Annotated in this window: 22 protein-coding genes and 2 riboswitches; of the genes, 2 read left to right on the top strand and 20 right to left on the bottom strand. The window is 54.6% G+C overall.

Annotated features, from left to right (window positions below):
- Window positions 1–89: 89 nt before the first annotated feature.
- Window positions 90–223: riboswitch (SAM riboswitch) on the bottom strand.
- A gap of 425 nt (window positions 224–648) precedes the next feature.
- On the top strand, window positions 649–1,584 hold the full coding sequence (corA, locus tag NSS79_RS09085; RefSeq protein WP_038588344.1) for a magnesium/cobalt transporter CorA: 936 nt from the start codon (window positions 649–651) through the stop codon (window positions 1,582–1,584).
- Between the two features lie 96 nt (window positions 1,585–1,680).
- On the opposite strand, the gene NSS79_RS09080 is transcribed toward corA, so the two are convergent.
- The 17 genes from NSS79_RS09080 to NSS79_RS09000 all read right to left on the bottom strand — a co-directional run bounded on the left by NSS79_RS09080 (window position 1,681) and on the right by NSS79_RS09000 (window position 19,742).
- A complete protein-coding gene (locus NSS79_RS09080; RefSeq protein ID WP_076111532.1) occupies window positions 1,681–1,977 on the bottom strand; it encodes an immunity 53 family protein in 297 nt (98 codons plus the stop codon).
- 217 nt (window positions 1,978–2,194) lie between these two features.
- The gene (locus NSS79_RS09075) at window positions 2,195–3,211 is read right to left on the bottom strand and encodes an HRDC domain-containing protein (RefSeq protein WP_342439097.1); all 1,017 of its coding nucleotides are present in this window, start codon (window positions 3,209–3,211) and stop codon (window positions 2,195–2,197) included.
- 209 nt (window positions 3,212–3,420) lie between these two features.
- Complete coding sequence (locus NSS79_RS09070) at window positions 3,421–4,302, bottom strand: ROK family protein (protein ID WP_342439096.1); 882 nt, start codon at window positions 4,300–4,302, stop codon at window positions 3,421–3,423.
- A gap of 221 nt (window positions 4,303–4,523) precedes the next feature.
- Complete coding sequence (locus tag NSS79_RS09065) at window positions 4,524–6,377, bottom strand: cobyrinate a,c-diamide synthase (RefSeq protein ID WP_342439095.1); 1,854 nt, start codon at window positions 6,375–6,377, stop codon at window positions 4,524–4,526.
- Window positions 6,370–7,485, bottom strand: coding sequence for a cobalamin biosynthesis protein (locus NSS79_RS09060; RefSeq protein WP_342439094.1), 1,116 nt, complete (start codon window positions 7,483–7,485; stop codon window positions 6,370–6,372). The genes NSS79_RS09065 and NSS79_RS09060 overlap by 8 nt, the downstream gene beginning before the upstream one ends.
- Window positions 7,478–8,281 (bottom strand): precorrin-4 C(11)-methyltransferase, encoded by an 804-nt coding sequence (gene cobM / locus NSS79_RS09055; RefSeq protein WP_342439093.1) that lies wholly within the window; start codon window positions 8,279–8,281, stop codon window positions 7,478–7,480. Before cobM ends, NSS79_RS09060 begins: the two co-directional genes overlap by 8 nt.
- Window positions 8,278–8,988 carry a precorrin-2 C(20)-methyltransferase gene (gene cobI / locus NSS79_RS09050; RefSeq protein WP_342440331.1) on the bottom strand — a complete coding sequence of 237 codons (711 nt, stop codon included), beginning with the start codon at window positions 8,986–8,988 and terminating at the stop codon, window positions 8,278–8,280. Before cobI ends, cobM begins: the two co-directional genes overlap by 4 nt.
- A 963-nt stretch (window positions 8,989–9,951) precedes the next feature.
- Complete coding sequence (cbiE, locus tag NSS79_RS09045) at window positions 9,952–11,181, bottom strand: precorrin-6y C5,15-methyltransferase (decarboxylating) subunit CbiE (protein WP_342439092.1); 1,230 nt, start codon at window positions 11,179–11,181, stop codon at window positions 9,952–9,954.
- Window positions 11,174–12,274 carry a cobalt-precorrin-5B (C(1))-methyltransferase gene (locus NSS79_RS09040; protein WP_342439091.1) on the bottom strand — a complete coding sequence of 367 codons (1,101 nt, stop codon included), beginning with the start codon at window positions 12,272–12,274 and terminating at the stop codon, window positions 11,174–11,176. The genes cbiE and NSS79_RS09040 overlap by 8 nt, the downstream gene beginning before the upstream one ends.
- Window positions 12,275–12,646: 372 nt before the next feature.
- On the bottom strand, window positions 12,647–13,321 hold the full coding sequence (locus NSS79_RS09035; RefSeq protein ID WP_342439090.1) for a precorrin-8X methylmutase: 675 nt from the start codon (window positions 13,319–13,321) through the stop codon (window positions 12,647–12,649).
- 14 nt (window positions 13,322–13,335) lie between these two features.
- Window positions 13,336–14,151 carry a precorrin-6A reductase gene (gene cobK, locus NSS79_RS09030; protein WP_342439089.1) on the bottom strand — a complete coding sequence of 272 codons (816 nt, stop codon included), beginning with the start codon at window positions 14,149–14,151 and terminating at the stop codon, window positions 13,336–13,338.
- 5 nt (window positions 14,152–14,156) lie between these two features.
- The gene (locus tag NSS79_RS09025) at window positions 14,157–15,296 is read right to left on the bottom strand and encodes a sirohydrochlorin chelatase (RefSeq protein ID WP_342439088.1); all 1,140 of its coding nucleotides are present in this window, start codon (window positions 15,294–15,296) and stop codon (window positions 14,157–14,159) included.
- Complete coding sequence (gene cobJ / locus NSS79_RS09020) at window positions 15,293–16,867, bottom strand: precorrin-3B C(17)-methyltransferase (protein WP_342439087.1); 1,575 nt, start codon at window positions 16,865–16,867, stop codon at window positions 15,293–15,295. Before cobJ ends, NSS79_RS09025 begins: the two co-directional genes overlap by 4 nt.
- 126 nt (window positions 16,868–16,993) lie before the next feature.
- Entirely contained in the window at window positions 16,994–17,836 is an 843-nt protein-coding gene (locus NSS79_RS09015; RefSeq protein WP_342439086.1) for an ABC transporter ATP-binding protein, read from the bottom strand.
- 70 nt (window positions 17,837–17,906) lie between these two features.
- The gene (gene cbiQ, locus NSS79_RS09010) at window positions 17,907–18,698 is read right to left on the bottom strand and encodes a cobalt ECF transporter T component CbiQ (RefSeq protein WP_342439085.1); all 792 of its coding nucleotides are present in this window, start codon (window positions 18,696–18,698) and stop codon (window positions 17,907–17,909) included.
- On the bottom strand, window positions 18,682–18,978 hold the full coding sequence (locus NSS79_RS09005) for an energy-coupling factor ABC transporter substrate-binding protein (protein ID WP_038588318.1): 297 nt from the start codon (window positions 18,976–18,978) through the stop codon (window positions 18,682–18,684). Before NSS79_RS09005 ends, cbiQ begins: the two co-directional genes overlap by 17 nt.
- Window positions 18,978–19,742, bottom strand: coding sequence for an energy-coupling factor ABC transporter permease (locus NSS79_RS09000; RefSeq protein WP_342439084.1), 765 nt, complete (start codon window positions 19,740–19,742; stop codon window positions 18,978–18,980). Before NSS79_RS09000 ends, NSS79_RS09005 begins: the two co-directional genes overlap by 1 nt.
- Window positions 19,743–20,004: 262 nt before the next feature.
- Window positions 20,005–20,194, bottom strand: a riboswitch (cobalamin riboswitch).
- Between the two features lie 163 nt (window positions 20,195–20,357).
- Here NSS79_RS09000 and NSS79_RS08995 point away from each other — a divergent pair.
- Window positions 20,358–21,332, top strand: coding sequence for an ArsR family transcriptional regulator (locus NSS79_RS08995; RefSeq protein WP_342439083.1), 975 nt, complete (start codon window positions 20,358–20,360; stop codon window positions 21,330–21,332).
- Between the two features lie 196 nt (window positions 21,333–21,528).
- Here the strand turns inward: NSS79_RS08995 and NSS79_RS08990 are convergent, their stop codons facing one another.
- From NSS79_RS08990 to NSS79_RS08980, 3 genes are all read right to left on the bottom strand, one after another.
- The gene (locus tag NSS79_RS08990; protein WP_038588311.1) at window positions 21,529–21,804 is read right to left on the bottom strand and encodes a DUF6171 family protein; all 276 of its coding nucleotides are present in this window, start codon (window positions 21,802–21,804) and stop codon (window positions 21,529–21,531) included.
- 13 nt (window positions 21,805–21,817) lie between these two features.
- Window positions 21,818–23,314, bottom strand: coding sequence for an alpha-N-arabinofuranosidase (locus NSS79_RS08985; protein ID WP_342439082.1), 1,497 nt, complete (start codon window positions 23,312–23,314; stop codon window positions 21,818–21,820).
- Between the two features lie 202 nt (window positions 23,315–23,516).
- On the bottom strand, window positions 23,517–24,443 hold the full coding sequence (locus NSS79_RS08980; RefSeq protein WP_052091936.1) for a 5'-3' exonuclease H3TH domain-containing protein: 927 nt from the start codon (window positions 24,441–24,443) through the stop codon (window positions 23,517–23,519).
- Window positions 24,444–24,465 lie beyond the last annotated feature (22 nt).

Below are 24,465 nucleotides of genomic sequence, written 5' to 3'. Positions count from 1 at the left end.
GTGCCGCTAATACGGCTTGTGTTTAAAATACAACCAAAAAAGACCTTTCTCGGGCGAGAAAGGTCATAGATTTGCAGTCATATGCGCCTCTCTCATCTGCCAGAGAACTTCTGCCGGGATTCAAATATCCCCTGCAAAGCTTCCGCAAGAATTAGCACCGTGCGTTCACACGCCGGTTGCCGGGTTTCATCGGGCTAGTCCCTCCACCTGCTCTTGATAAGATTTAGCTGTATTCAGTTAGAAAAATCTAAAATGTCAAACGTTGTTTTTCTTAAAATTCACTTTAAATCATGAACCTCCTTTTCGTCAAGTCCATACAATGCTAAAGAGCCCCTGAAAGTGAAAAGAATTTTGCTTGAAAGAGGCATACCCCGGCGTTATACTAGACAAGTGTTTCATACCATAAATGACGAAAAGAAGAGGTGAGAGAAGCATGGAAGGCGACCCGGGTGCGCAGTTAAGCGTGCAAAGTGAGCTACCACACAGGATTAACATCAGCTTGCCGGCGGCGGGAGCAGTTCTTCTTCATGCTCTCGAAACGTCATTTGGCCTGATTCATTGATTGTACCACCGGCCAAGCTGATTTTTTTCTCTGTGCTTTAATTAGCATATCCCTGGAGAAGACCGGGGACAGAAGGAGTGAATCAGATGAAAATCCGGCTGGTGAACGCAGGGGTTTTTACAACTATTGAGGATATTGAAGAAACACTGACAGCCCCTACAGAGGGCTTCTACTGGATTGATGCGGATGTTGAGGATTTGGAGCTGCTTCAGCCCCTATACAATCTGCATGACCTGGCCGTTGAGGATTGCCTCAGCGAAGAGGAGCAGCGCCCGAAGATTGAAATTTATGAAAGCCATTATTTTATAGTTGTCAACAGTATCCGTTTCGATGACGAGGAGATTTTCCTCCGTGCACTGAACGTGTTTCTCGGCAGACATTACATTATCACCGTCACCAAACAAAAGATCCATGAGCTACGTGTGCTGAAACCTATCCTGTGGGAGCAGGAGGTCAGCGAGCCGGACCGCTTCCTGTACCATCTGATCGACACTGTCGTGGATAACTATTTCTCTGTCGGCGACCGGATTGAAGTGCGGATTGAGAAGCTGGAAGAGGATATCCTTATGCATACCAAGAAATCGCATCTTAGCGAGATCATCGGTCTGCGCAGCGAAATTCTCTGGCTGAAGAAGATGCTTGGACCGCAGAAAGAGGTTATCAACACCCTAAATAAAAAAGACCTCCGCCTGATCGATGACCAGCTGCAGAAGTATTTTAGCGACATTTATGAAAATGCGGTCAAAATCTCTGAAACCTTTGAGACCTACCGCGATCTTATGGGCAACTTGCGCGAGGCGTACCAATCGAGTATTGCCAACCGTGCCAACGAAATTATGAGAGTATTTACAGCCATTACAACGATATTCATGCCGCTGACCGTAATTACCGGGATCTACGGGATGAACTTTGACAATATTCCCGAGACCCATTCAGAGTACGGCTACTATGGCGTTATTGCCGTTATGGTGACGCTCGGCTGCGGGATGCTGTTTGTTTTCCGCAAAAAGGATTGGCTATGAACAACAACGGACGAATACGCTAGGCGAAGGCACCGGTACCGCAAGGGAATGGAAGCCTTCGTCTTTTTGTTCAAAAGAAGCTGAATAGAATCTATTCTAATCTTCGTTAAGCATTGCCCATTGCTGAAATATTTGTAGGATCTCTTCTAAATTGTTCACTCCTCCTCTTCCCTGGAAAATATTATCGCTTACCTTGCCGTATACCCAGTCGACATCCGACCTGTCAATATTCAGCAGTTCAAAACCTTTATCCTCCAGTTCGGTTCCCCCCAGAAAAATGTCAACAGACCACCCGGGATTATCAAGTGTCGTGATGCTGACAACCTGGCTGTGTTCCCAATCTCCGTCACATTGCCGTGAATACCACACTTCAAGCCATTGTAAAACATTCATGTATACAGCTCCAATCCAGAATATGTTCAGCGGCAATCCGCAAATCCCCTTTGATCATCTGCCTAAAGGTTAATGTTCATTACCCTGTTTGCATATTTTGTAATACAAATCGAAAAAAAACCTAAGCGGAACTCTCTCCTGCAAGGGGAAAATCCCGCTTAGCTACAATTCTTTCGCTTAGGCAACTCCATTTCGCCCCGGTATCGAAAGCCTTATTCTAAAACCCCGTAGCCATTTCCACTCCGCTCTCCGTACCGCGCCGGAAACGGATCCGGATCAGCCGCAGCCGCTCATAATACATATCCAGCCCTTCGGCAGGTGAAAATTCCTCTCCGTACGCTTTATACAGCACAGGCTTCAGGAAGGAATCCCCCAACAGTTCATAAGCGGTCCATATACTATCCTGCTCGTTTGGTGAAATTCCCTGTAGTTCCAGCTCAATCAGCTTCTCCACGGAATATCCGTCCTTCTCCAGTTCTTCTACCGCTTCGAGCACTTCACGGCGGCTAACCCCGCTCGCCGTTTTGAGCTGGTCCATTCCCAGGCCGTTTTCAATCCCCTGGAGCACTATGCGCCGCAGCCGCAACCGTTCCAGCTGTTTCTTGTACTTAAGCTCTTTCTGCTTATAAAGCCATGAGCTGAAAGCTTCCTCTTCAACAGCCTCGTTGACCCAGCCCAGCGGATAACTGTGATCACGCGAAGCTCCCGAAGTGATGTTCAGCCATTCTGCCCCGTATTGCGAAGCCTTTCCCTCGCCGACCCCCGGGATTTGCAGCAGTTCCTCCGGCGTGCGGGGAAGAAATGCGCTGAGCATCCGCAGCAGACGGTTGCTGGCCAGAATATAAGGCGCTTTGCGCTCACTGGAAGCCCTGCCCCTGCGCCAGGCGCAGAGCTCCTCATAGATGGCTTCGTTAGCGTGCTGTTCGCTGTAATGCTGCAGCTTGAGCTGCTCCTGATTACGGCTGTTCAGACCCTCTTCTTCATGGAATGCTCCGTCGATTAACGGACGATAGCCGTCCCCCATCTTTACCGCCAGCTCATGCCTGTATACACATAACATCTCATTCCATGAGCCGCCCTCATACCAAATGTTGTCGCTCAGCTCCTCGGCTCCGGAAAAATCGCGCCAGCCCAGACTCCAAATGCCTTCTTCCTCGCCAATCCATAGCTGGGCAAACGCCTCCTGGTCCGCCCCTGACATTCTCGACAACCGGTTCATAAATACGATCTGCATCCCGATCCCTACCTTCCTCGTCTTACAGCAAGCATGATCGCGTCAACGCCGGAGCTTCCGATCTATAGAGCACGACTGCTATATAGACCCCTTGAACGCACAAAAAGCACCTCTCTCACGCTGAACGTGAAAGAGGTGCTCCCTCTTAAATGCTATACTGTTAAATCCTAGGATACCATAGATTGCCGAACAGTCAATCTCTTTTTGTGTTAGGCTCTGTCTAACGCCATTTTGGCTAATCCAAGCGCTCCGGACAGTCCGGCATTGTCTCCAAGCTGTGGTGAAACAACATAGTTGCCGATGCCTTCATTCAGGGCAGGATGCTGCACATAACCTCCCAGCAACTCTTGCAGCTTGGCATGGATTAACGGGAACAGCTGGCTTTGCTTCATGACACCACCGCCCATAACGATCTTCTGCGGAGACAGAATAAGCACATAATTCATTAGTGCATGCGCCAGATAATGGGCCTCCATAGCCCAAGCCGGGTGATCCGCAGGCAGCTCGCCTGCCGGCTGGCCCCAACGGCTGCCGATTGCCGGACCTGCGGCCAGGCCTTCCAGGCAATCCCCATGATAAGGGCAAAAGCCTGCAAAGTTGTCCTCCGGATGGCGCGGCACGAGAATATGCCCCATTTCAGGATGGGATAAGCCGTGAATCAGCTCACCGCCGACCACTGCCCCGGCCCCGATGCCTGTGCCAACGGTAATATAAAGACAGCTGTCCAGCCCTTGAGCCGCGCCCCATTTGTATTCACCCAACGCTGCTCCATTCACATCCGTATCAAAACCGATCGGCACATTAAATTGTCCGCCTACGGCTCCTACCAAATTATATTGTCCCCAGTGAGGTTTCGGAGTCGTCGTAATATATCCATACGTAGGGCTTCCGAGCACCGGATCAATGGGTCCAAATGAGCCGATGCCGATGGCGCCGACTTGTTTTTTGCCAAAATAGTCGATCACGAGTCCCATCGTCTCTTCGGGCGTTGTCGTTGGAAAGCTGACCCGGTCGATTATCGTCCCGTCCTCATTCCCCACTCCGCATACAAACTTCGTTCCCCCTGCTTCAATCGCTCCCAACAATTTCACTGCAGTGTTCCCCCTTCTCCATGAACGGCTGGCCGTTAACCGGCTCTACCGGTAGTTATACAATATTAAAGCGCTCTCTTGCCTTTATTATACGTGGGTTGCAGGGTTATGACAAGCGGTTGACATACTTCTGTTTTCCGAAAAAAAAGGACATCACACGCTATCCCCTGTTTAACCGGAGCTGCTGTTTTGTCCTTTGTCATAGCTGGTAAAGCTCTGGCTTACTTACGTTTATGATAGGCCCGGCATGCTGCGACAAACCGTACGGCCGCTGGCAGATAAGAAGCCAGATGAATATGGGCATAAGCTGCCATCACATTGCCGCTTACATAACCTTCCGGCTGGCTGCCGCCCCTCCCTTTGCTCTCATACGCAAAGGTCCTCGGCTCTCCATGGTCATAACTCATGACGGAGTAATGAAATTCATGTCCGCGCAGCGTCTCTCCCTGCTGCAGCAGCAGGCAGTCCCGGATCGCGGTAACTTCCCGGTAACCAAGCGCCGCACGACGCTCCTGCATAACCGTATGGGCCGGAATAATCCCTGCCATCTCATGCAAGTTCCCGCTGCGGTCGGTCAGACTGCGGGCCAGTACCATATAGCCGCCACATTCGGCATAGAGCGGCATTCCGTCCGCCGCAGCTAACCGGATGCCGTTCAGGAAAACCTTGTTCCCCGCGATCACGGAAGCGAACTCTTCGGGAAACCCGCCCCCGATATAAATGCCGTCCGCATCCGGCGGAATGCCCTCGCCGCGCAGCGGGCTGAATTCAGCCAGTCTTGCACCGGCTCGAACCAACAGCTCCAGATTGTCGGTGTAATAGAAATTAAATGCCGCATCACGGGCAACGGCAAGAACCGGGCGGTAGTCGGCTGGTTCAAGGGACGGATGGATGGGGTGAACCGGCCTGGAGCTAGCTGATGCGAGTGACGGAGGGATAGGGCGAACCGGCGGCTGGTGACTGGCTGACGCAAGTGACGGAGCGATGGGGTGAACCGGCGACTGGTAGCTGGCTGACGCGAGTGACGGAGTGATGGGAAGATGGCTGCTTGGAGATACGGCATGGGATACGGCTGGGGATACCGCCGCAGACTCGCTGCCGGTTGTCGGCCGTTCTGGCCACTGGGAAGCCGCTGCCCGTTCACTTTCCACACCCCGGGAAAGGTCCAAATCGGGAGCAGGATTAGTTCGTAATCCTGTTTCCACGATGCCTGCCGGTTGATCTTCACGCAGAGAACCGGACGCCGCCACCGGGTAGTCTTCAGCTGGCGACCCGCCCTGTGCCGGGTTGCCAAACAGGGGGATTTCTGCCAGCGAGATTTCCGGCAAAAGGAGCGGATGCCGCAGCGGAGGCGCTGCTCCGGCAAGCTGCAGCAGCGCCAAGAGGTCGGTGCCCTCCGCCAGCAGATCGGCGGCACGGTCGAACAAGGGCTCCAGCTCCCCCCGCTCAACGGCGGGCAGCAGGCCCAAATGCCGCTCCGGAATGTCGAGCCCGCTATCCCGCAGCAGCCAGCCCAGCACGGGAATTCCACAGGCAGCTTCAATCGCCCCCTTCACCGTCTGGTAATGGCTGGCGCTGCCGCAGCGGTTCACGATAACTGCGGCAATACGTACGCGCGGCTCAAGCTGCTGGAAGCCCAGTACTATTGCCGCCGCACTGCGGCCCATGCTGCGGACATCGAGCACCAGCAAAACCGGACTTTCTGTCAGGATGGCAATCTCGGCGGTTGAGCCGGTTAGCCCTGTCGCTTCTTTGCCGTCATACAGCCCCATGACCCCTTCGATCACCGAAAGATCCGCTTCCGCTGAGGAGCGCAGAAAGTACTCCAGCAAATACTGACCTGAGGTCATCCAGGAATCAAGATTCCGCGGTGAACGTCCGGTGACAGCAGCATGATAGGCCGGATCAATGTAATCCGGGCCGCATTTGAAGCCCTGTACATTCAGTCCCTGCCGGGCAAACGCCCGCATCAGCCCAAGTGTTACCGTCGTTTTTCCCGAACCGCTGCCTGTACCGGCTACAAGGATGCGGGCACGCCGCTGCAACGGAAGCCCGTCTCCCTCCCACTCATACATCTGCATTTGCCTCCCCTCTGTCAAAAATAACCCTGGCCACGGCAATGGTCACATTGCCGCTTTTTTTCTTGGGCAAAAGCAAGTCCCTCGCACCGGAAGACAAAAGGGCTGCAGGCTCGCAAACACCATAGGCTCCGGTCGCCTTGAATACGATCTCCGACGGCTGGTCCAGCGGCACCGTATTCAACTGCTCCGGCGGATACAAAGCCAGCTCCCAGCCGTGCTTGGCGCATAAAGCGAGCAGTCCGGCTTCATCGCCTTTGATCCCGGCAGTGGCCGCATTCCGCACGCTTAGGAGGGACAGCCCCAGCTCTGCCAGGGTTTCTGCCACCACGGCTTCCAGCTCCGCCGCCGAAGTGCCGCGGTTGCAGCCCAGGCCGAGCACCAGGCTGCGCGGACGGTACACTACGGTCCGTTCCGGCAAAGCCGCCGCTTCCGGCGCTTTCAGCAGCCGGTCGGTTACAACAATTGCCGCGCTGAAGGAAGCCGCGCGCATTTCAGCCATACCCCCGCAGAGCTGCACATGCTCGGGCAATGCCGCTCCAGGGTGCAGCCAGCCGCACTCCCCGTACTCCTGCAGGAAGGCTACCCGCTCGCCGTTCACCAAGGCGGCGCTCAACGCCTTCATGTGGGTGAAGCTCTCCGGCCGCCAGCCGAATTCACGGCCGAGCAAATCCGCCGCGAACGTCCCCTGAACATCCGAGGCGGTTGTGATCACGGGATGGCTACCCAGCAGCCCGGCAATCTGCAGCGTCAGCCTGTTGGCCCCGCCCAAATGGCCGGAGAGCATGCTGATTACATGCTCTCCGCGTTCGTCAATCACGATGACGGCGGGGTCGGTTTTTTTATCCTGCAGTAAAGGCGCAGCTAATCTTACCGCTGCGCCAAGCGAGAAGAAAAGAATCAAAGCCTCATAACGTCGGAATAGAACCGGCAGCAGCTCTTTTAGCGGCTCGGCAAATATCCGGCGTTCCCCCGGTAGCTCTTCAAGCTCCCCGCTATACTTGGCATAGCAGAATACTTCGGTACTGCCCAGTTGCTCCCCCAGCGTCAGCGCAAGCTTAATGCCGTTACGTGTAATGGCGACAGCCGCATATTTCTTATCCATGATTGCCGGTCCCTTCCCGGCAGCCGTGGGTAAACGTCTTGTCGTACAGCTTTGAGCGGTGAGCATCGCGGTCGACCAGCCCGGGATCCAGTGCCCAGCCGGCCAGAATCATCGCATGCATCGTAATGCCCGCTTCGCGCAGGTCAGCCTCCAGTCTCTCTACCGTTGTCCGCAGAATCTGCTGATCCGGCCAGGTGGCCCGTTTGACCACAGCCACAGGCGTGTCCGGACTCCATCCGGCGGCGAGGAATTCCTCCGCCGCATGTCCAGCCAGTGAAGCGCTGAGGAACAGCGCCACCGTGCAGTGATGGCTGGCCAGACGGCGCAGCTGCTCGCGCTCGGGCACAGGCGTGCGTCCTTCGGCACGGGTCAGAATGACCGTCTGCGTCAGCTCCGGCACCGTCAGCTCCGCGCCAAGCGCCGCCGCTGAGGCAAAAACAGAGCTGACACCCGGCACGATCTCATAGCCGACGCCGCACAGCTTCAGCAGCGACATCTGCTCCAGGATCGCACCATACATCGAGGGGTCGCCTGTGTGCACACGGGCTACGCTTTTGCCGGCCTGCACCGCTTCTGCCATCAGCTCCACCTGTCGCTCCAGATCCAGCCCTGAGCTTTGCAGCACCTCAGCACCGGGCTTCGCGCTGGAGATCAGCTTTTCACTGACCAGCGAATCGGCGTACAATACGAGATCGGCCGAGCGCAGAATACGGCTGCCCTTAACGGTAATCAGCTCTGGATCGCCGGGTCCTGCCCCGACGATGTAGACCTTAGGTTCCAGCTGTACTTCCGTCATTTGCTCACCACCATCAGACTCAAATACTCCAGATCTGAGCCGCGCAGCTCGCGGGCATCCCGCCAGACGGTCTCATAGGAAGAAGTCACCTTGGTGACAACGGACGCTTTTCCTCCAAGACCCAGTTCATCCAGCACCTCCAGCACCAGATCAAGCACCTTCGCCACCTTAAGGAACACTACAGTATCATGATGCAGCAGTGCTTCCTTCAGCGCCTCGCGGTCATCGGTAGCCGGAATAATACCCACCCGCTGATCGCCGTCGGCAAGCGGCTGTTCGAGTGCCGCAGCGGCACCCAGCACCGAAGAAATTCCGGGAACCGATACAATCGGCACAACGGGATGCTGCTCTTGCATTAAACGGGCCAGATGAATAAAGGTGCTGTACAAATTGGGATCACCCTCCGTCACAAAAGCAACATCATTGCCAAGGCGCAGCTCATTCCAGCACAGCTCCACAGTCCAGCGCCACCCGTTCTCCAGCTGCACAGGGTCTTTGGTCATCGGAAACACAAGTCCCAGCATGACCTTTTCGTCCTCATTTACATAGGTGTCGACGATCTCCTGTGCATAGGATTTGCCGCCTTTTTTGGTAGCCGGATAGGCGATCACCGGACATTCTTTCAACAGACGGCAGGCTTTGACCGTAATCAGCTCCGGGTCCCCGGGACCGACACCCACTCCATACAAGGTACCTACAGCCAGCAAAGCAGCCTTAGACTCAAATGCATTCTCGGCCTCCAGCTGGCCGTCAACAAACTCATACTCTTCCACAGCAGTTTGGGCCATCGCTTGGGCTGTTTCTTCACCGGCAGTATACTGCCCGCTTGTGGGCGCCAGCTGCGGTTCCGCTTGATTGTTTGTCATCTCCAGTTTCTCCTTTTATTGAGCTGAATGTTTATTTGGATATATCTTTAGGTCACTACTGCCTATGGCAGGAGGGATTTATGCTGCGACAGTTTCGTGTATGTACGGCATGGCATTTTGCGTTACAGGTATGCATATAAGAGTTCGGATTGGCACGCACGGGTGCAAGTATGGACTGAAGCTGTTAGTGACTGAAGCTGTTAGTGACTAAATCTGGTAGTGACTAACTCAGATATGGACTAATCCTCCATGTGCTTCGCTTTAGATTGCCGATTGCATATCCGGACGATAGGCAGTTGATTCCTTGCAGCTGCTGGATGCAGCACTCTGTTTCTCAAGGGGGGGACTGGCACAGAATGCTTGGTCCATCGCTCATGATCCGATCAACTTGCGGTTATGCGGACTGGAGAGGCGCTATTTGCAGATTTATTGCTGTTTTTCGCTCTTCTCGGACTCCAGAGACGTTATTCGCATCATTTACCTCCACGATACAGCCCGGCGAGGAAATAGCGGCGCTGGGGTCCGTTTACTTGGAAAACTAAAGCTCATTGATAAAATAACGTCGCTGCGGTCCGCCTCTGCTCGTAGCTAACTTCGTGACGTTACCTACTAAATATCGTAGCTGTCTAGTCGTCTAGTAGCCTTCGTATCGCTACCTTCTTCGCATCGTAGCCGTCTAATCGTCCTCTTATCGTTACATCTTCGCACCGTTGCCGTCTAATCGTCCTCTTATCGCTACCTTCTTCGCACCGCAACCGCTGTCCGCCTCATACCTATCTTCCGCTGCCCTGCAGCGTTCATCGGTTAAACCGTGTTTTGGCCGCTGACCACATAGACGGGATTCATCCCTTCAAACCGGGTCATGCCAAGAATCGGTTTGCCCCGCGAGGCCTGCAGCATCGTTACTTCCGGAGCAAATCCGGCGAGTGCCAGCGCCTCCATGCTGCCATGCAGCGTCTCAATCGTGATGGCCCCCACAACGATCCGCCCTCCGGGCCGCAGCCGGGCCGCACTATGTGCAATTATAGCTGCCAGCTCACCACCGCTGCCGCCGATGAACACGGCGTCCGGGTCTGGAAGCTTATCCAGCCCCTGCGGGGCTTTTTCATGGATAATTGCAAAATCCGCACGAAACTTCCGCCGGTTGGCTTCAATGTTAGGCAGATTGTCTGCCCCTTTTTCCAGGGCATAGACCCTGCCAAGACGGGCAATCCGCGCACATTCCACCGCTACTGCACCGGAGCCGGAGCCGATATCCCAGACAATCGCATCCTCGGACAGATTCAGCTCCGACAGGACAAAAGCGCGGATCTCCCGTTTGGTAATCAGGCCTTTTTCCGGCTTTCGCTGCTGGAACACCTCATCGGGATATGCGAATCCGCGCCGTACCTCCACCGTACTTCCCGGCTTCCGCCGCAGAATCACTACATTTAATGATGCAAACTCCGCCTGCTCCAGCGCCTCCAGTTCCCAGAACCTGCAGACCTCTTCCGGGCCGCCCAGCCGCTCGCAGACAAAAGCCTGATACTCCGTCATGCCAAACTCCCGCAGGTAAGCTGCAATCCGCGCAGGAGTATTAACTTCATCCGTCAAAAGAGCAATCTTCTGCCTGCCGTCAATCCGCTGGGCCAGCCCGTTAATCGGCCTGCCGTGCAGACTGATAAGCTCTGCATCCTGCCAGCTGTCACCCAGCCGGGCAAAAGCAAGCTGCACACTGCTGTAATGCGGAATCACTTCGACCTGCTCCGGCCCAAACCTTTTGGCAAGGTAGCCGCCAATCCCAAAAAACAGCGGATCCCCCGAAGCCAGCACAGCAATACGTTTTCCCGCTTTCCACAATCCCTCCAGCTTATCGGCAAAAGACTTCAGCCCGCCCTGCAGCGTGATCTTGTCCCCATCGTACCGGCTGAAAAACGACAGTTGCCTCTCCCCGCCGAGCAGTACCTCGCTCTCCTGCACTTTTCTCAAGCTACCCGGCGTCAGCCCGCCTGCGCCATCCTCGCCGATACCGATGATATAAATTACATTAGCCACAGATTTCCGCCCTTCCCAGCACTCGGCCTTTCATCGTGATCAGCACCATTTCTACCGTCATCTCCCCATTCATGTGAATCAGGCAATGTCTGCAGGCATGAAGGCATAATTGTTCAAAAAAAGCGTAATTCCCGGCCTCCGTCATCATGTCCACAACCTGCGAAGCCGTATTGGCGGCAGCAATCTCCTGCACCAGTTCTTCGTCAGCCCCGGCTTCGGACGCTACTTGGGACAGGAAACCGAAATCAACCGGCGCATTTTTTGAGTGAATCAGCATGGCACCCTGTGCTACTTTGGAATATTTGCCCGCCATGCCGACAAGCGTCACCTTACTAAATCCATAGGCTTTGGCATGGCCGAGAGAGAACCCCACGTATTCGCCCATCTGGATAAAAGCTTCCTCCGGAAGCTCAGCGAACATTGCCATGGCATATTTTTCACTGCTGCCGCCGGTAGTGAGGATCAGCCCCCTGTTCCCTGTAGCAGCTGCAACCGATATGGCCTGAACCACACTCGCCTTATAGGCTTCAGTGGAGAACGGCGTAACCACTCCCCTTGTGCCAAGTATCGAAATACCGCCTACGATGCCTAGGCGCGGATTAAGTGTCTTGAGCGCAATGGCTTCGCCTTCGGGCACACTGATTACCACCCGCAGTCCCCGGGCGGCGCCATGCTCTTCCAGCACCTCGGATACAGCTTCCAGAATCATACGACGGGGTACCGGATTAATCGCGGCTTCTCCTACCGCTACCGGCAGCCCCGGTTTCGTTACTCTGCCGACGCCCCGCCCGCCGTCAATCTCCACACCGGGATGTTCCAGCCAACTGACAGTGGCCTCGATCCAGGCCCGGTGAGTGGCATCCGGGTCATCCCCGGCATCCTTCACCGTGGCACAGGTTGCCATGAAATTATCCTGTCGCTGCCATCCGGTCAGTTCGAAGGTATGCCGGAATCCCGCCGGCAAGTAAAGCTCCACGCTCTCCGGCGCATCGCCTGTGATCAGCAGGAGTGCCGCGCCTTTGGCTGCGGCGGCAGCACAGGCGCCGGTGGTATAACCCCGGCGCATAGGTTTCGAAGCGGTCTCCTCGGTCATGCCGATCCCTTCTTTGCTGTATGTTATGGGTCTCTGTTGATATCGGTAATTGCTGTACTTGCTTGGCTCACTAGATTTTAACTTAGTGCTTCTAAGTGCTTAGTGCTGCTTCTTAGCTTATTATTTTTTTTAATGCTCTTAGTGCTTCTTAGTGCTTCTTAGTGCTTCTTAGTACTTCTTAGTGCTTCTTAGTGCTTCTTAGTACTTACTTGATGTTACTTTTCTTGTGGTCTGTGGATGTTCTACTCTCTGTTTGGCTCTCATTAATTCGCTTCTTCTTGTCTTAGCTTGGCTAGTCTTGGCTTGTTTCTGCTTAGTTCCCGACTTCTATGATTATTTATTCTTTATTCGTATAAAACCCTACCTTTACTGCTACCGTCCAGATTCCTGTTGCTCAGTATCCTGCCGGACAGCCAGCAGGCTTAAGGCATTCACCGCTGCTACAACGACCGTACTGCCGCCTTTGCGGCCTACGTTCGTAATGTAGGGAATATCCAGCTTGCGCAGCTCATCTTTGGATTCGGCAGCGGATACGAAACCAACGGGCATGCCGATGACGAGCCCGGGCTGGGCCGCTCCTTCTTTTACCAGACGAATCAACTCCAGCAGCGCCGTGGGCGCATTGCCGATAACATATATCCCGCGGGGAGCTTCGTTACAAGCTTTGCGCGTCGCGACAATCGCCCGGGTCGTCCCCAGCATTTTGGCTTCTTCGATGACATCCGGATCGGAAATATGCACCCTGACATCTCCGCCGTATTTATGTATCCTTTCCTTGGCGATACCGGCCTCTACCATCCGCACATCGGCAATGATCGGCTTGCCCTGCAGAATGGCAGTTATACCCGCTTCAATCGCCCGGGGATGAAACACCAGACTCCGCCCCAGCTCGAAATCGGCAGATGCGTGGATGATCCGCTGCACCACCGGATACTGTATAGCGTTAAAATAATGTACTCCCAGTTCCTTCGTGATCATTTGAAAGCTCAAGCTCTCAATTTCCTGCGGCTGCACCGTCAGCGGTTTGAAATCCGTTCCAAAGTCCAAGCCCATTCCCCTTTTCATAATTCAGTAGATGTTTCCACATCTCTTCGCTCACGCCCCGCCAGTACTGCTTTTACCGCATAAGCTATCTCATCCATTGCATGATAAACACTGCCAAAATCACAATAAGGCGTGTCCGGACGCGTTATCAAAATAACGTAAAGCCCCATATCCAGCGCAGCATGCAGCTTCTCATCAAGAGCTCCCTCGGCTCCGCTCTCCTTAGTGATCATGACCTGCGTGCCGTATTGCCGGTACATCGCTTCGTTCATTTCCCTTGAAAAAGGTCCCTGCATCCCAATAATATTCCGCTGTTCTATCCCAAGCGCAAGGCATTTCTCGATGTTCTCCCGGCAGGGAAGCAGTCTGACCGTCAGGCACACCTCCGGATCGCCGAGCAGCTGCTCCGCAAAAATCTCCAGTGTTTTCCCGCCGGTGGTCAGCATGACCGAGCCTTTTAATTGTTTTGCTTTGCGGGCCGCAGCTTCATAAGAAGCTACACAAATCAACCGGGGATGGCTGTCATACTGAAGGCTTCGCCGCTCGAAGCGAAAATAGGGCAGCCCCAGCGCTTCCGCAGCCGCCATTGCATTGGCATGCGCCTCAAGCGCAAAGGGATGGCTTGCGTCTACTACAACACTGTAATTCCCCTCCTGCAAAAAGGAGATCATCCCCGGCCGGTCCAACCTGCCAACCGCAGTCCGTATTGCGGCTGCTTCAAGCCGCTCCGCTGCACTTGGCGTCACGACAGAAGCCACCAGCGGCAATTCATGAGATGACAAAGTCAGCGCTAATTCCCGGGCATCACTCGTTCCGCACAACATAAATATCATAACGTTCAGAATTCCTTCGGTCCGTTGGCCGAAGATACTGTCTGTACTGAAAGGTCCCGCTGACGCGGCTGTATTTCGCCTTCCGTACCCATCTCGGAGTGATGCTCCTGTTCATGCTGCCTGCTGCAGCACTGATGCCCATGAGCCGCATGATTATGCCCACATCGCCCGTGCTCCTGGCTATGATGTTCTCCGTGATGGTGGCGGTGATGGTGGTGTGCGGCCGCCTCAACACGGTATTTGCAGTTATCGCAGTTGGCGAAGGATTGGCCTTCCAATGTCTCTTCAATTCGCTCCGCAAGCATGTCGGACAGCAGCGGGTGAGAACCAAGGTAACTGCCTTGCTCCACCTCGACCTCAGGATGCCCGGCAGCGAACTGCGAGATGATATCAGAAAACTGCTTCATCAATACTCCGGTGAAAAGCAGGTACGGCAGCACCACAATTTTACGCGCACCCAATGCCAGACAACGCTCCAGCCCCTCGGGCAGCGAAGGTTTGGCAATGGCGATAAAGCAGCCCTCTACGCTTTTATAAGCAGTCCTTTCCCACAGCAGGCGGGTCAGCTTAAAGAAATCACTGTTGGCATCAGGATCGCTGCCTCCACGGCCCATAACAAGAATAATGGTGTCTTTGTCCTCCACTTTCGAGGTTTTTATCTCAACTGCAGCAGTGCCTGTATTGCCAGCTCCGGAGTCAGAAGGTGCTTCCCCCGGACCCGCGTCATTCGCATTCTCCCCCGTTGTCAGCATCTTGTCTTCCAACTGGTCCGGCTGTCTCCACGCAGTTGCTTTTGCGATCCGGTCCAGCAAAATATCCACCGCCCGCTCCTGCACGCCGACCGGACGTCCGTATACAAATTCCACGCCGGGATACTTTAGCTTCGCCTGGTCAATGGCCAGCGGAATGTCCAGCTTGGAATGGCCAGCCGCGAACAAAATAATCGGCACCACGTAAACCGTCGAAGCGCCTTCTTTTACACCAAGCGCTATGCCCTCAGCAATCGAAGGCGAAGCCAGTTCTATAAAGCAGGTTACAAAGGTCAGCTCCGGCTTGCGGGCGGCAAGCTCACTTGTGAATTTCCGCAGCTCCTCGTTGCCCTCCGCTACCCGGCTGCCGTGTCCTACGAGCAATACTGTTTTCATTCGTTGTGACCCCCATGCTGAAAAAATGTATAAAACCGTTCATTGATTTTGCCCTGCGAACCGTATCGCTTGACAATCGCTGTAACTGCGGCTATGAGCTCATCTTCATTCATTCCTTCGCCGACGAGACTGCCTGCATGCGGGCCTCGTCCCGACTTCTTACCGCCAAGATACAGCTCGAAGCTGCCCTTGGAGTACACTACGCCGATATCCTCCAGCACGGCTGAGCTGCAGGCCATTCCGCAACCGGCTACACCGATCTGAAGTTCCCGTGGCACCGGCCGTCCGTGGAGCTGCTTATGAAGGCGGATAGCTGCATTAAGCCCGTCTTTCTTTCTTAATTCACAGAAGCCGCACGTCTTCACTTTCACAAAATCCCCCGGCAGGCTCACATTCAGCCCGGCCTCTGCCAGCCGGTACGCCTTATCCTCCTGCTCAGCCCCACTGCTGCGCAGCAAAAAATGTCCGTCCCGCGTATATACCAGCTGACCTTCATCGCCTGCAAGCTCCGCAAGCAGCGCCATCTGGGCGCCGCTATATCTATGGCTGCCAAGTGCCGGCGAAACCTCCAGTTCGGAGGCTTCGAATTGCACCGCCGGCGAAACGGCGGAAGCAAAAACCTTAGGCAGCTCCGTCCGGGCCGCTGCAGAAACAGCTCCGCTCTCCGCAGCCGCCGCGCTGCCCATAGGGCCAGCCGCGTTATTCGCCTCTGCTGCGGCCTCTGCGGCAACCGCTGCCGCAGCCAGCGACCACGGCTCTGCCGCTGTCCGCAGCCGCTCATGCGGCTTCAGCGCCTGCGTCTCGGCGCCAAGACTGTACTTGCGCTCATAGCCGCGCGGCGTCACCATCAGACCTTCATAGACGGTAGTCGCGGAGTTGCCGACCACAACTGTGGAGAGCATGCCGATCTCATGCTCCAGCATATTCTGCAGCGTAGTTACAACCGTCTGCTGGCGGTCACGGTAGGCGCTTTTGACAATGCCGACCGGCGTGGAAGGATCGCGGTAGCGAAGCAGAATGCTGCGGGCTTCCTCAATCTGCCGCGTCCGTTTGCCGCTGCGCGGATTATAGAAGGCAATTACAAAATCCGCCGCACCCGCCGCATCGACACGCGCCGCGATGCTCTCCCACGGCGTTAGATGATCGCTCAGACTGATCGTGCAGGCATCATGCATAATCGGCGCTCCCAGCAGAGAGGAGCAGGACTGGATCGCCGATATTCCGGGAATCACCTCAACTTCCACACCGCCCGCACGCTTCCAGCCCCGTTCGATCAGCACCTCGTACACCAGTCCGGCCATCCCGTACACACCTGCATCCCCACTGGAAATGACCGCAATGCTCTGTCCCGCTTCCGCCCTGCGCACCGCTTCCTGGGCCCGGCTGACCTCTTCGGTCATACCGGTGCCGACAATTTCCTGATGCTTCAGCAGCGGCTTGATCAGCTCTACATAGGTGTTATAGCCGATGACAGCTTCACTTTCCTCAAGCGCAGCCAGTGCGCGGCCTGTAATATGCTCCAGGGCACCGGGGCCAAAGCCGATAATCAGCAGCTTTCCTTGTTTCTTCATCCTTTTTCCCCCGTCCACAAAATAACCTGATTTCATGCTTCCCCTGCTGCTTGCTACAACGCTCTATATCTAGCAGATGCTTCTGCCCAATCAGGTACTTTCACATCTATCATTGACGTAATCACTCTACTGAATTTCCCGCTTCAGAATAGCTTTGAACTCTTCTGCATTCCGGGGAGCAGTCTGCCCGGCAGTCAAACGGCCGGGCAGGCTATGCCATAAATCGGCGAGCAGCGGCAGGTCAAGGCCGATCGCCCGAATGTCTTCCCCGTCTGCAAAAATATCCTCCGGCGATCCGGCTACCCGGCAGGCGCCTTTATCCAGCACGATGATCCAGTCTGCCCAGCGGTAGGCCAGATTCATATCATGCGTCGCCATGACCACTGTGGTGCCCTTGGCAGAAATGCTCTCAAGTCCCGCAAGCAGCTGTCTCTCGGAGAGCGGGTCCAGATAGGAGGTCGGCTCATCCAGCAAAATCAGCTCCGGCTCCATCGCCATAACCCCTGCGAGCGCCGTGCGCTTTTTTTGGCCCAGACTGAGCTGATGAACCGGCTTATCTTGCAGAGCCAGCAGATTCAGCTGCTCCAGCACTTCCAGGCAGCGCTTCTGAATAGCGGCCTCATCCATGCCCGTCCCCCGTAGCCCGAATGAAATATCCTCGATAGGCGTACTAAGAATCAGCTGCTGCTCGGGGTCCTGAAAGACGAGGCCCACGCGGCGGCGCAGGGCGGCCAGCTCTTTTTTGGAATAGGTTAGCGGGGTGCCGCCCTGCAGCACCCTGCCCTTCTGCGGATGCAGTACGCCAACGGCATGCAGGAACAAGGTTGATTTGCCGGAGCCGTTGTGGCCGAGCACTGCTGTTTTTCGTCCTTTGGGGATGGAGACTGTCAGCTCCCGCAGCGCAGGTTCCGCCGTGTCCGGATAACTGTAGGCGACCCCCTCAAAGACCAGGCTGTATTCATTATTCATTGCAATCTCCTTACCCTTAGTTCAGTCTCCGCTTTAACTCCTGCCGTTGGCCGATTCCTGCATCAGGCAATCACCTGCTCCGCAAGATCCATAGCTGAGCGAGCAGCAGCAGGGAAATACCGGTGCAGGCCTGAACCGCGAATCTGCGCGGCACCGGTTGTGACAAGTAAGGCGGCAAAATAATCTCACCCATGTACCCCCGGGTTATCAGCCCTTGCGACAGCCCATAGTAGCGGTGCATCGTATTGGCAAACAGCGAGCCCGCCATTCCTGCAACTTCACGCAGTTTGGCCACCCGTCCTCTTTTGCCGCCGCGCAGCCGCCGGGCCAGCATCATTCCATGTGCTGTATCACTCAGCAGGAATAGAAAACGGTACATAATCAGCATGAGCTCCAGTACGATCTGCGGCATCCGCAGCCTGCGGAGTACCTGCAGCAATTCTCCGAACGGTGTTGTAAATATAATGAAAAAGCAGCAGGTCAGGCAGGCCAATACGCGCGCCAGCAGCAATCCTGCCCGGTGCAGCCCCTCCGCCGTAATGTATAGCGAACGAGTCGAAGCCGGGAGCTGCAAGGACATTACCGCCTCACCGGCAGTTGGAAGGCCAATTTCAAGCAATAAGGCCGGCAGGCTCAGACAAAAGAACAAAAGTGCCGTACCAAACAGCAGGCCGTAGGCGCGCAGCGGGATTTTGGCGTACAGGACACACCACACGGTCATCCAGCCCGCAATCACAAGCTGCAAGGCCGGATGAAGCGCATAGGAAAGGATGAACATGACTGCTGCGAACAGGCTTTTCCACATCGCGGGCAGCTGCCTCAGCGCATTGCTGTAGGATAACGCATCAATTCTTCTGATCATTAAGCTTGCGCCGGTCCTGTCTGCCTTTCAGCAGGCCGATGGAATAGCCAATCACTCCGGCCCCGATCGCCGCCTGCAGCGCGAACAGCATGCTTTCCGTTTCGCCGGGCAACTCCGTCAGCGGTTTGAACCAGGGCTCATAACCGGGATCAATCTCTGTAATTACACCCTCTGCGGCATCGTCAGCCCCGCCGAATTCCCCGTTCACCAGCAGCAGAGGCAGCACCACCAGCAAAATCACCGCCAGCAGCATCAACCCATTTTTCCACTTATTGCTCATCACAGACTTCCTCCCTTGGTTTGCCGTTTCAGCAGTGACAGCTCATTCGGGCTGTAGGATTTCAGCCAGTTCCAGAGCAGCACGGTCAGCAGCCCCTCGCTGATAGCGAGCGGAATCTGCGTCACGGCAAAAATACCGCCGAACTTAATCAGAGAAGCCAGCACACCTCCGTCTGCTGCCGGAAAAGCCACTGCAAGCTGAACCGAGGTCACTACATACGTCATGAGATCAGCCACTGCCGCCGCCATAAAGACAGCCAGCTTTTCACGTCCATTCACCTTCATCAGCAGTTTATAGACCGCATACCCGGCAAAAGGACCAGCCACCGCCATCGAAAATGCATTCGCTCCGAGTGTCGTTATCCCCCCGTGTGCCAGCAGCAGCGCCTGAAACAGCAGCACAACAGACCCGATTACGCTCATCGGCAGCGGCCCCAGCATTACAGCACCAAGTCCCGTTCCTGTAGGATGGGAGCTGCTTCCGGTTACGGAAGGCATTTTGAGTGCCGACAAGACAAAGGTAAATGCACCCGCCAGCCCAAGCAGCAGCTTCAGCTCCGGGTTGTCCTTGGTCATTTTCTTCAGCTTAAGGACTCCAAGGGCAAAAAACGGCAGAAACGCCGCCCACCAAAATACGGCCCAGCCTACCGGCAGAAACCCCTCCATAATATGCATCGCATTGGCCGTGCCCGGCTCATTCAGCAAAAAATAAACGCTAAATCCGGCAATAAGTGCAGCAAAACTCCAAAACTTGCGTTTGTTCATGCTTTTCCCTCCATCGATTCGTCATTTTGTGCCGCATCAAATCAAAAACTCCCGCCCCGGGGGGTGGGAGTGCTATGTACGTCATCAGATATGTAAGAGATGGTGTTCCCGCTGCAACAGCGCGGAGAATTCGCAGAATTGTAATGTGGGGGAGCTGAAGACGGCACTTGCTCTGCACCAAATCTTCAAAATCCACCGTCTCCAAAACTGCATGCCTTCATCTCTTTAACCAATTCGTACACCGCTCCTATCCGCGTAGAGTCGTGGTGCGCGCAAACAAGGTAGGTCTCCTGGCTCGGGATCATAACGCCTTCCTTCGTCTTCCCCGGCTGTTTGCCGAGTGACATGCTGAAGTTCAGCTCTTCCTTACAGTGGCGGGACCGCTCGGGATTTGCACCCGATTCCCTGTTACCCCTTGTAGTTACAAGGGCACCTTGTCTTATCGCTAATTTATCCTGTACATTATAGTAAACTTCGCCGGGTAGTGTCTGTGATAAAAGTGGAGCGGCAAAGTTCTCCAGCACACCATCCGGTGAACCCTACGGGTTGTAAGAAAGCCATTTAAGTAATATAATTATTAACTATATAACTTGAATCCGGAGGCGTACCCAGAAAATGAAACTTGATCTTACCGAAGATTCCCTGCCGGTGTACGAGGCGCTCTCAAGCGCTGTACGTCTGCGAATGCTGCAGCTGCTTGCTGTTCAGCCCATGAACGTAAAGGAATTGGCGGGAGCGGTCAAGCTGAGCAGCGCCATTATGACAATGCATGTGCGTAAGCTGGAAACGGCCGGACTGATCCGCACCCATATGGCCCCCGGACGAAGCGGACTGCAGAAGATTTGTTCTCTTGCCGCTGAAGGGGTGGAGATTATCTTCCCGCTCCAGGCCAAAGCAGAGCGCAAGGGTCACCGGAAAGAAATACCGGTCGGACATTATTCCGACTTTGAGATAGAGCCAACCTGCGGACTGGCCACTACCGAGCATATCATCGGCAGCTTCGACGATCCGCGTTATTTCTGGGATATGGAGCGGATGAATGCCGGAATTCTCTGGTTTGGCAAAGGTTATGTCGAATACAAAATACCCAACTTCCTGTTGTCCAGCCAGCAGCCGGAGGAGCTCATCATTACGATGGAGATTGCCTCCGAAGCACCGTCAACCAATAATAACTGGCCTTCGGATATTGCGTTCACGCTGAATGGCCAGAAGCTCGGATATTGGACTAGCCCAGGCGATTACGGAGACAGCCCGGGGAAATATACCCCTGCCTGGTGGCCGGCGTACACCAATCAATACGGCCTGCTCAAGCAGCTGCGCATTACCCCAAAAGGAACCTATATGGACGGCTTAAAACTCTCTGACATTACGCTGGAGCAGGTTGCAATCCGCAACAAGCAGTGGACCTTCAGGCTCTCGGTGGAAGAGGATGCCGAACATATCGGCGGGCTCACCTTATTCGGCAAAGGCTTCGGCAATTACAACGAGGATCTGGTCATAGAGCTGTTATATACCGATGGATTCAATGGTGCTGACGCGGATAAAAGGGATGCAGCAGGTACTGACAATGGGAATGGAACAGTTTCCTAGCCAAGCGACGCCTGCTCTGTCAAGCCCATCTATAAATTCTTCTCAAACAAACGCCCCATCACTCGTGGATACAATACCGCGAGGGATGGGGCGTTTAAAATTTCAGTATGCCTGGGACTCCAGGGGGTTCTTTCCGGTATTCACAGCCGATGATGCTTCCTCTGTGACAAAGGCTCTCCAACGGCTTGGCGGAACGCTACTCCGTGACCGGACTCCACAAACCGCCGCCCGGCAACGGGCAGCCGCGCTCCTTCAGCTTGGCCACTACTGGAATGATACAGCCGCAGGCTGTGCATGTTACGCCATCCTGGAGCTTCGGACAGGCTGAGCAAAGGGCAACCCGCTCCCTGTATACTTCATCTGAAGCGGTGTTGTCCGGGGTGAACATTGATGAAGCCAGAATCCGGGCAATCTGGGCATCCGTCACCTTATACTCTTCCCGGCAGCCCTTGCAGGTCGATAAAGTGCTCATAACGGATGCTCCCTTAAGCCTTCGGGGTAATTTCCAGCACAGTCACCGACATCGGAGGCAGCTCAACGTTAAGCTTGCCGCCTTCCAGCTTAAAGCCAGTAAACGGCTGTGGCGTCACTGCCTCCGGCTGGCTGAATGTATTGTGGGCATCAATTGCTGTTCCGGCCAGCGTCGTTCCTGTAATCTCAACCTCTTTCCCGGCAAGTCCGCGCAGCTCCAGCGGAAGTGATGCTGCTGCAGCATGATTCAGGTTGCACAGGCTGACATGAATTACACCCTCCGCCGTAATGGAAGCTGAGGCCGAGACTTCCGGAATCTCGCGGCCTTCGAAGCTATAGGTGCCACTCTCCAGCGAAAGATCAAGCAGTTCCGCATCCTGATGCACCTTGTACATGTTGAATACGTGGTACGTAGGAGTCAGCAGCATTTTCTCGCCTTCAGTAAGAATTACAGCCTGCAGCACGTTGATCGTCTGGGCAATATTCGCCATCCGGACGCGGCCGCTGTGCTTATGGAAAATGTCGAGGGTTACACCGGCAACCAGCGCATCACGGATCGTGTTCTGCTGATAGAGGAAGCCGGGATTGGTTCCAGGCTCAACATCATACCAGGTTCCCCATTCATCGACAATGAGGCCCACACGTTTCTCCGGATCATATTTGTCCATAATCACACTATGGCGGGTTACCAGCTCATCCATGCGCAGCGCCTTCTCCAGCGTAGAGAACCATTCGCCGGTTTCAAATCCGGTAGCCGCCCCCTTCTGTTCCCAGGCAGGACCCGGAATGGTGTAATAATGAAGTGTGATGGAATCCATATAGCGGGTGGCCTCACGCATCAGGACCTCCATCCAGTGATAATCATCGACGTTCGGACCGCAGGCGATGCGATGGATCTTATTGTCTCCATAATTGCGCACATAGGTCTGATACCGGCGGTACAGATCGGCATAATATTCAGGACGCATATTTCCGCCGCAGCCCCAGTTCTCATTGCCCACGCCAAAATATTTCACGGTCCACGGCTCCTGCCGGCCGTTCTCCTGACGCAGCTCCGCCATTGGCGAAACGCCGTTGAACGTCAAATACTCCACCCACTCCGACATTTCCTGAACCGTGCCGCTGCCGACGTTGCCGTTGATATAAGGCTCGCAATCCAGCATGGCGCATAGCTCCATAAATTCATGGGTGCCGAAATGGTTGTTCTCCACCGTACCGCCCCAATGCGTGTTGATCATCCGTTTGCGGCCTTCGCGCGGACCGATGCCGTCTTTCCAGTGATATTCATCGGCGAAGCAGCCGCCCGGCCAGCGGAGCACCGGAATCTTGATTTCTTTAAGCGCTTCCACAACATCGTTGCGGATGCCGTTCGTGTTCGGGATCGGCGAATCCTCGCCTACCCAGATGCCTTCATAAATACAACGTCCCAAATGCTCAGAGAAATGTCCATAAATATTCCGGTTGATTGTTCCCTTGCGGATATCCGCATTTAATACTGCACGCTGAGCCATTATAATAATCCACCTCTCAATAATTAATACATATATTAACTACTTAATAATTATATTAATATTATAAACACTGCTAAACCCCTTCGTCAATCTTTATATAACATGTTCCGCCCCATTCGCAAAAAAAGCACTCTGGAACCTATATGGGTTCAAGAGTGCTTTTGCAAAAAAATAATCAACCTGTATCAGCAGCTGGCGAAGATCAGCCCAGATCCCCAAGCTCGATCTGCACAATGCCCCGCTCATCCTGCACACTGCCGATCAGATGCATCAGGCTGCCGAATTCCAGCTCTTGGAACTTGCGGGCTGCCGTCTCGCGCTGCAGCGCCCACAGGCATTCAGCTAGCGTGCAGACTACCGGAACATCACAGCGGATTTCCGCCAGCTCACGGGACAGGTGAAGCATATCAAGATCGGCCTCAATCTTGGCACGCACGCCTTTAGGAAGCAGATGAAGATTCTCGATTACGCCTTCCACCGTCCCGTATTCGGTCAGCAGCTTCAGCGCCGTTTTCTCGCCAATGCCTTTTACACCGGGGTAGTTATCGCTGGTGTCGCCCATGAAGCCCTTCAAATCGATCACCTGGGCAGGGGTGAGGCCCTTTTCCTCCAGCAATTCCGCCGGATCATAAACTTTATAGTTCGAGCGGCCTTTTTTCATAATGACGACTTTGACGTTATCGTTGACCAGTTGCAGCATATCGTGATCGCCGGTGAGAATGTACACCTCGGATTCCCCGCTGTAGCATGAAGCAAGCGTACCGATGCAGTCATCCGCTTCATAGCCCACCAGTCCAATATTCGGTACACCCAGTTCAGCCACGACTTCCTTGACCAGATCAAACTGTGGAATCAGCTCCAGCGGCGCATCTATCCGGTTCGATTTGTAGCCGTCATACTTCTCGGTGCGGAAAGTCCCTTTGCCCATATCCCAGCAGCAGACCACATGGGAAGGCTCAAATGTGCTGACCGCATCGAAAAAATACTGCAAAAATCCATACACCGCATTGGTCGGCAGTCCGGCCTTGGTCTTACGGATATATCCTCCATAAGAGGTCGCATAAAAGGCCCGGAACAGCAGAGCCATTCCATCGACGATCATTACCCGGCCCGTTGTTACTGAACTCATGTGTAACCTCTCCTTATATTCC

This window comes from Paenibacillus sp. FSL L8-0436 (assembly GCF_038593025.1).
Taxonomy (GTDB): domain Bacteria; phylum Bacillota; class Bacilli; order Paenibacillales; family Paenibacillaceae; genus Paenibacillus_AQ.
Note: the sequence above shows the minus strand (reverse complement) of the source record. Positions and strands in the feature narration are given on the sequence as shown.

Bases quoted from the DNA above. Each gene is read 5' to 3' on its own strand.
- cobM (WP_342439093.1), bottom strand. From the start codon at position 8,281: ATGACGGAAGTACAGCTGGAACCTAAGGTCTACATCGTCGGGGCAGGA.
- NSS79_RS09000 (WP_342439084.1), bottom strand. From the start codon at position 19,742: ATGAACAAACGCAAGTTTTGGAGTTTTGCTGCACTTATTGCCGGATTT.
- cobK (WP_342439089.1), bottom strand. From the start codon at position 14,151: ATGATATTTATGTTGTGCGGAACGAGTGATGCCCGGGAATTAGCGCTG.
- NSS79_RS09060 (WP_342439094.1), bottom strand. From the start codon at position 7,485: ATGGATAAGAAATATGCGGCTGTCGCCATTACACGTAACGGCATTAAG.
- NSS79_RS09015 (WP_342439086.1), bottom strand. From the start codon at position 17,836: ATGAATAATGAATACAGCCTGGTCTTTGAGGGGGTCGCCTACAGTTAT.
- NSS79_RS09040 (WP_342439091.1), bottom strand. From the start codon at position 12,274: ATGACCGAGGAGACCGCTTCGAAACCTATGCGCCGGGGTTATACCACC.
- NSS79_RS09025 (WP_342439088.1), bottom strand. From the start codon at position 15,296: ATGAAAACAGTATTGCTCGTAGGACACGGCAGCCGGGTAGCGGAGGGC.
- cbiQ (WP_342439085.1), bottom strand. From the start codon at position 18,698: ATGATCAGAAGAATTGATGCGTTATCCTACAGCAATGCGCTGAGGCAG.
- NSS79_RS09065 (WP_342439095.1), bottom strand. From the start codon at position 6,377: ATGTATGAGTGGGAGGGAGACGGGCTTCCGTTGCAGCGGCGTGCCCGC.
- NSS79_RS08980 (WP_052091936.1), bottom strand. From the start codon at position 24,443: ATGAGTTCAGTAACAACGGGCCGGGTAATGATCGTCGATGGAATGGCT.
- NSS79_RS09080 (WP_076111532.1), bottom strand. From the start codon at position 1,977: ATGAATGTTTTACAATGGCTTGAAGTGTGGTATTCACGGCAATGTGAC.
- cobJ (WP_342439087.1), bottom strand. From the start codon at position 16,867: ATGAAGAAACAAGGAAAGCTGCTGATTATCGGCTTTGGCCCCGGTGCC.
- NSS79_RS08995 (WP_342439083.1), top strand. From the start codon at position 20,358: ATGAAACTTGATCTTACCGAAGATTCCCTGCCGGTGTACGAGGCGCTC.
- NSS79_RS08990 (WP_038588311.1), bottom strand. From the start codon at position 21,804: ATGAGCACTTTATCGACCTGCAAGGGCTGCCGGGAAGAGTATAAGGTG.
- NSS79_RS08985 (WP_342439082.1), bottom strand. From the start codon at position 23,314: ATGGCTCAGCGTGCAGTATTAAATGCGGATATCCGCAAGGGAACAATC.
- NSS79_RS09075 (WP_342439097.1), bottom strand. From the start codon at position 3,211: ATGCAGATCGTATTTATGAACCGGTTGTCGAGAATGTCAGGGGCGGAC.
- corA (WP_038588344.1), top strand. From the start codon at position 649: ATGAAAATCCGGCTGGTGAACGCAGGGGTTTTTACAACTATTGAGGAT.
- NSS79_RS09005 (WP_038588318.1), bottom strand. From the start codon at position 18,978: ATGAGCAATAAGTGGAAAAATGGGTTGATGCTGCTGGCGGTGATTTTG.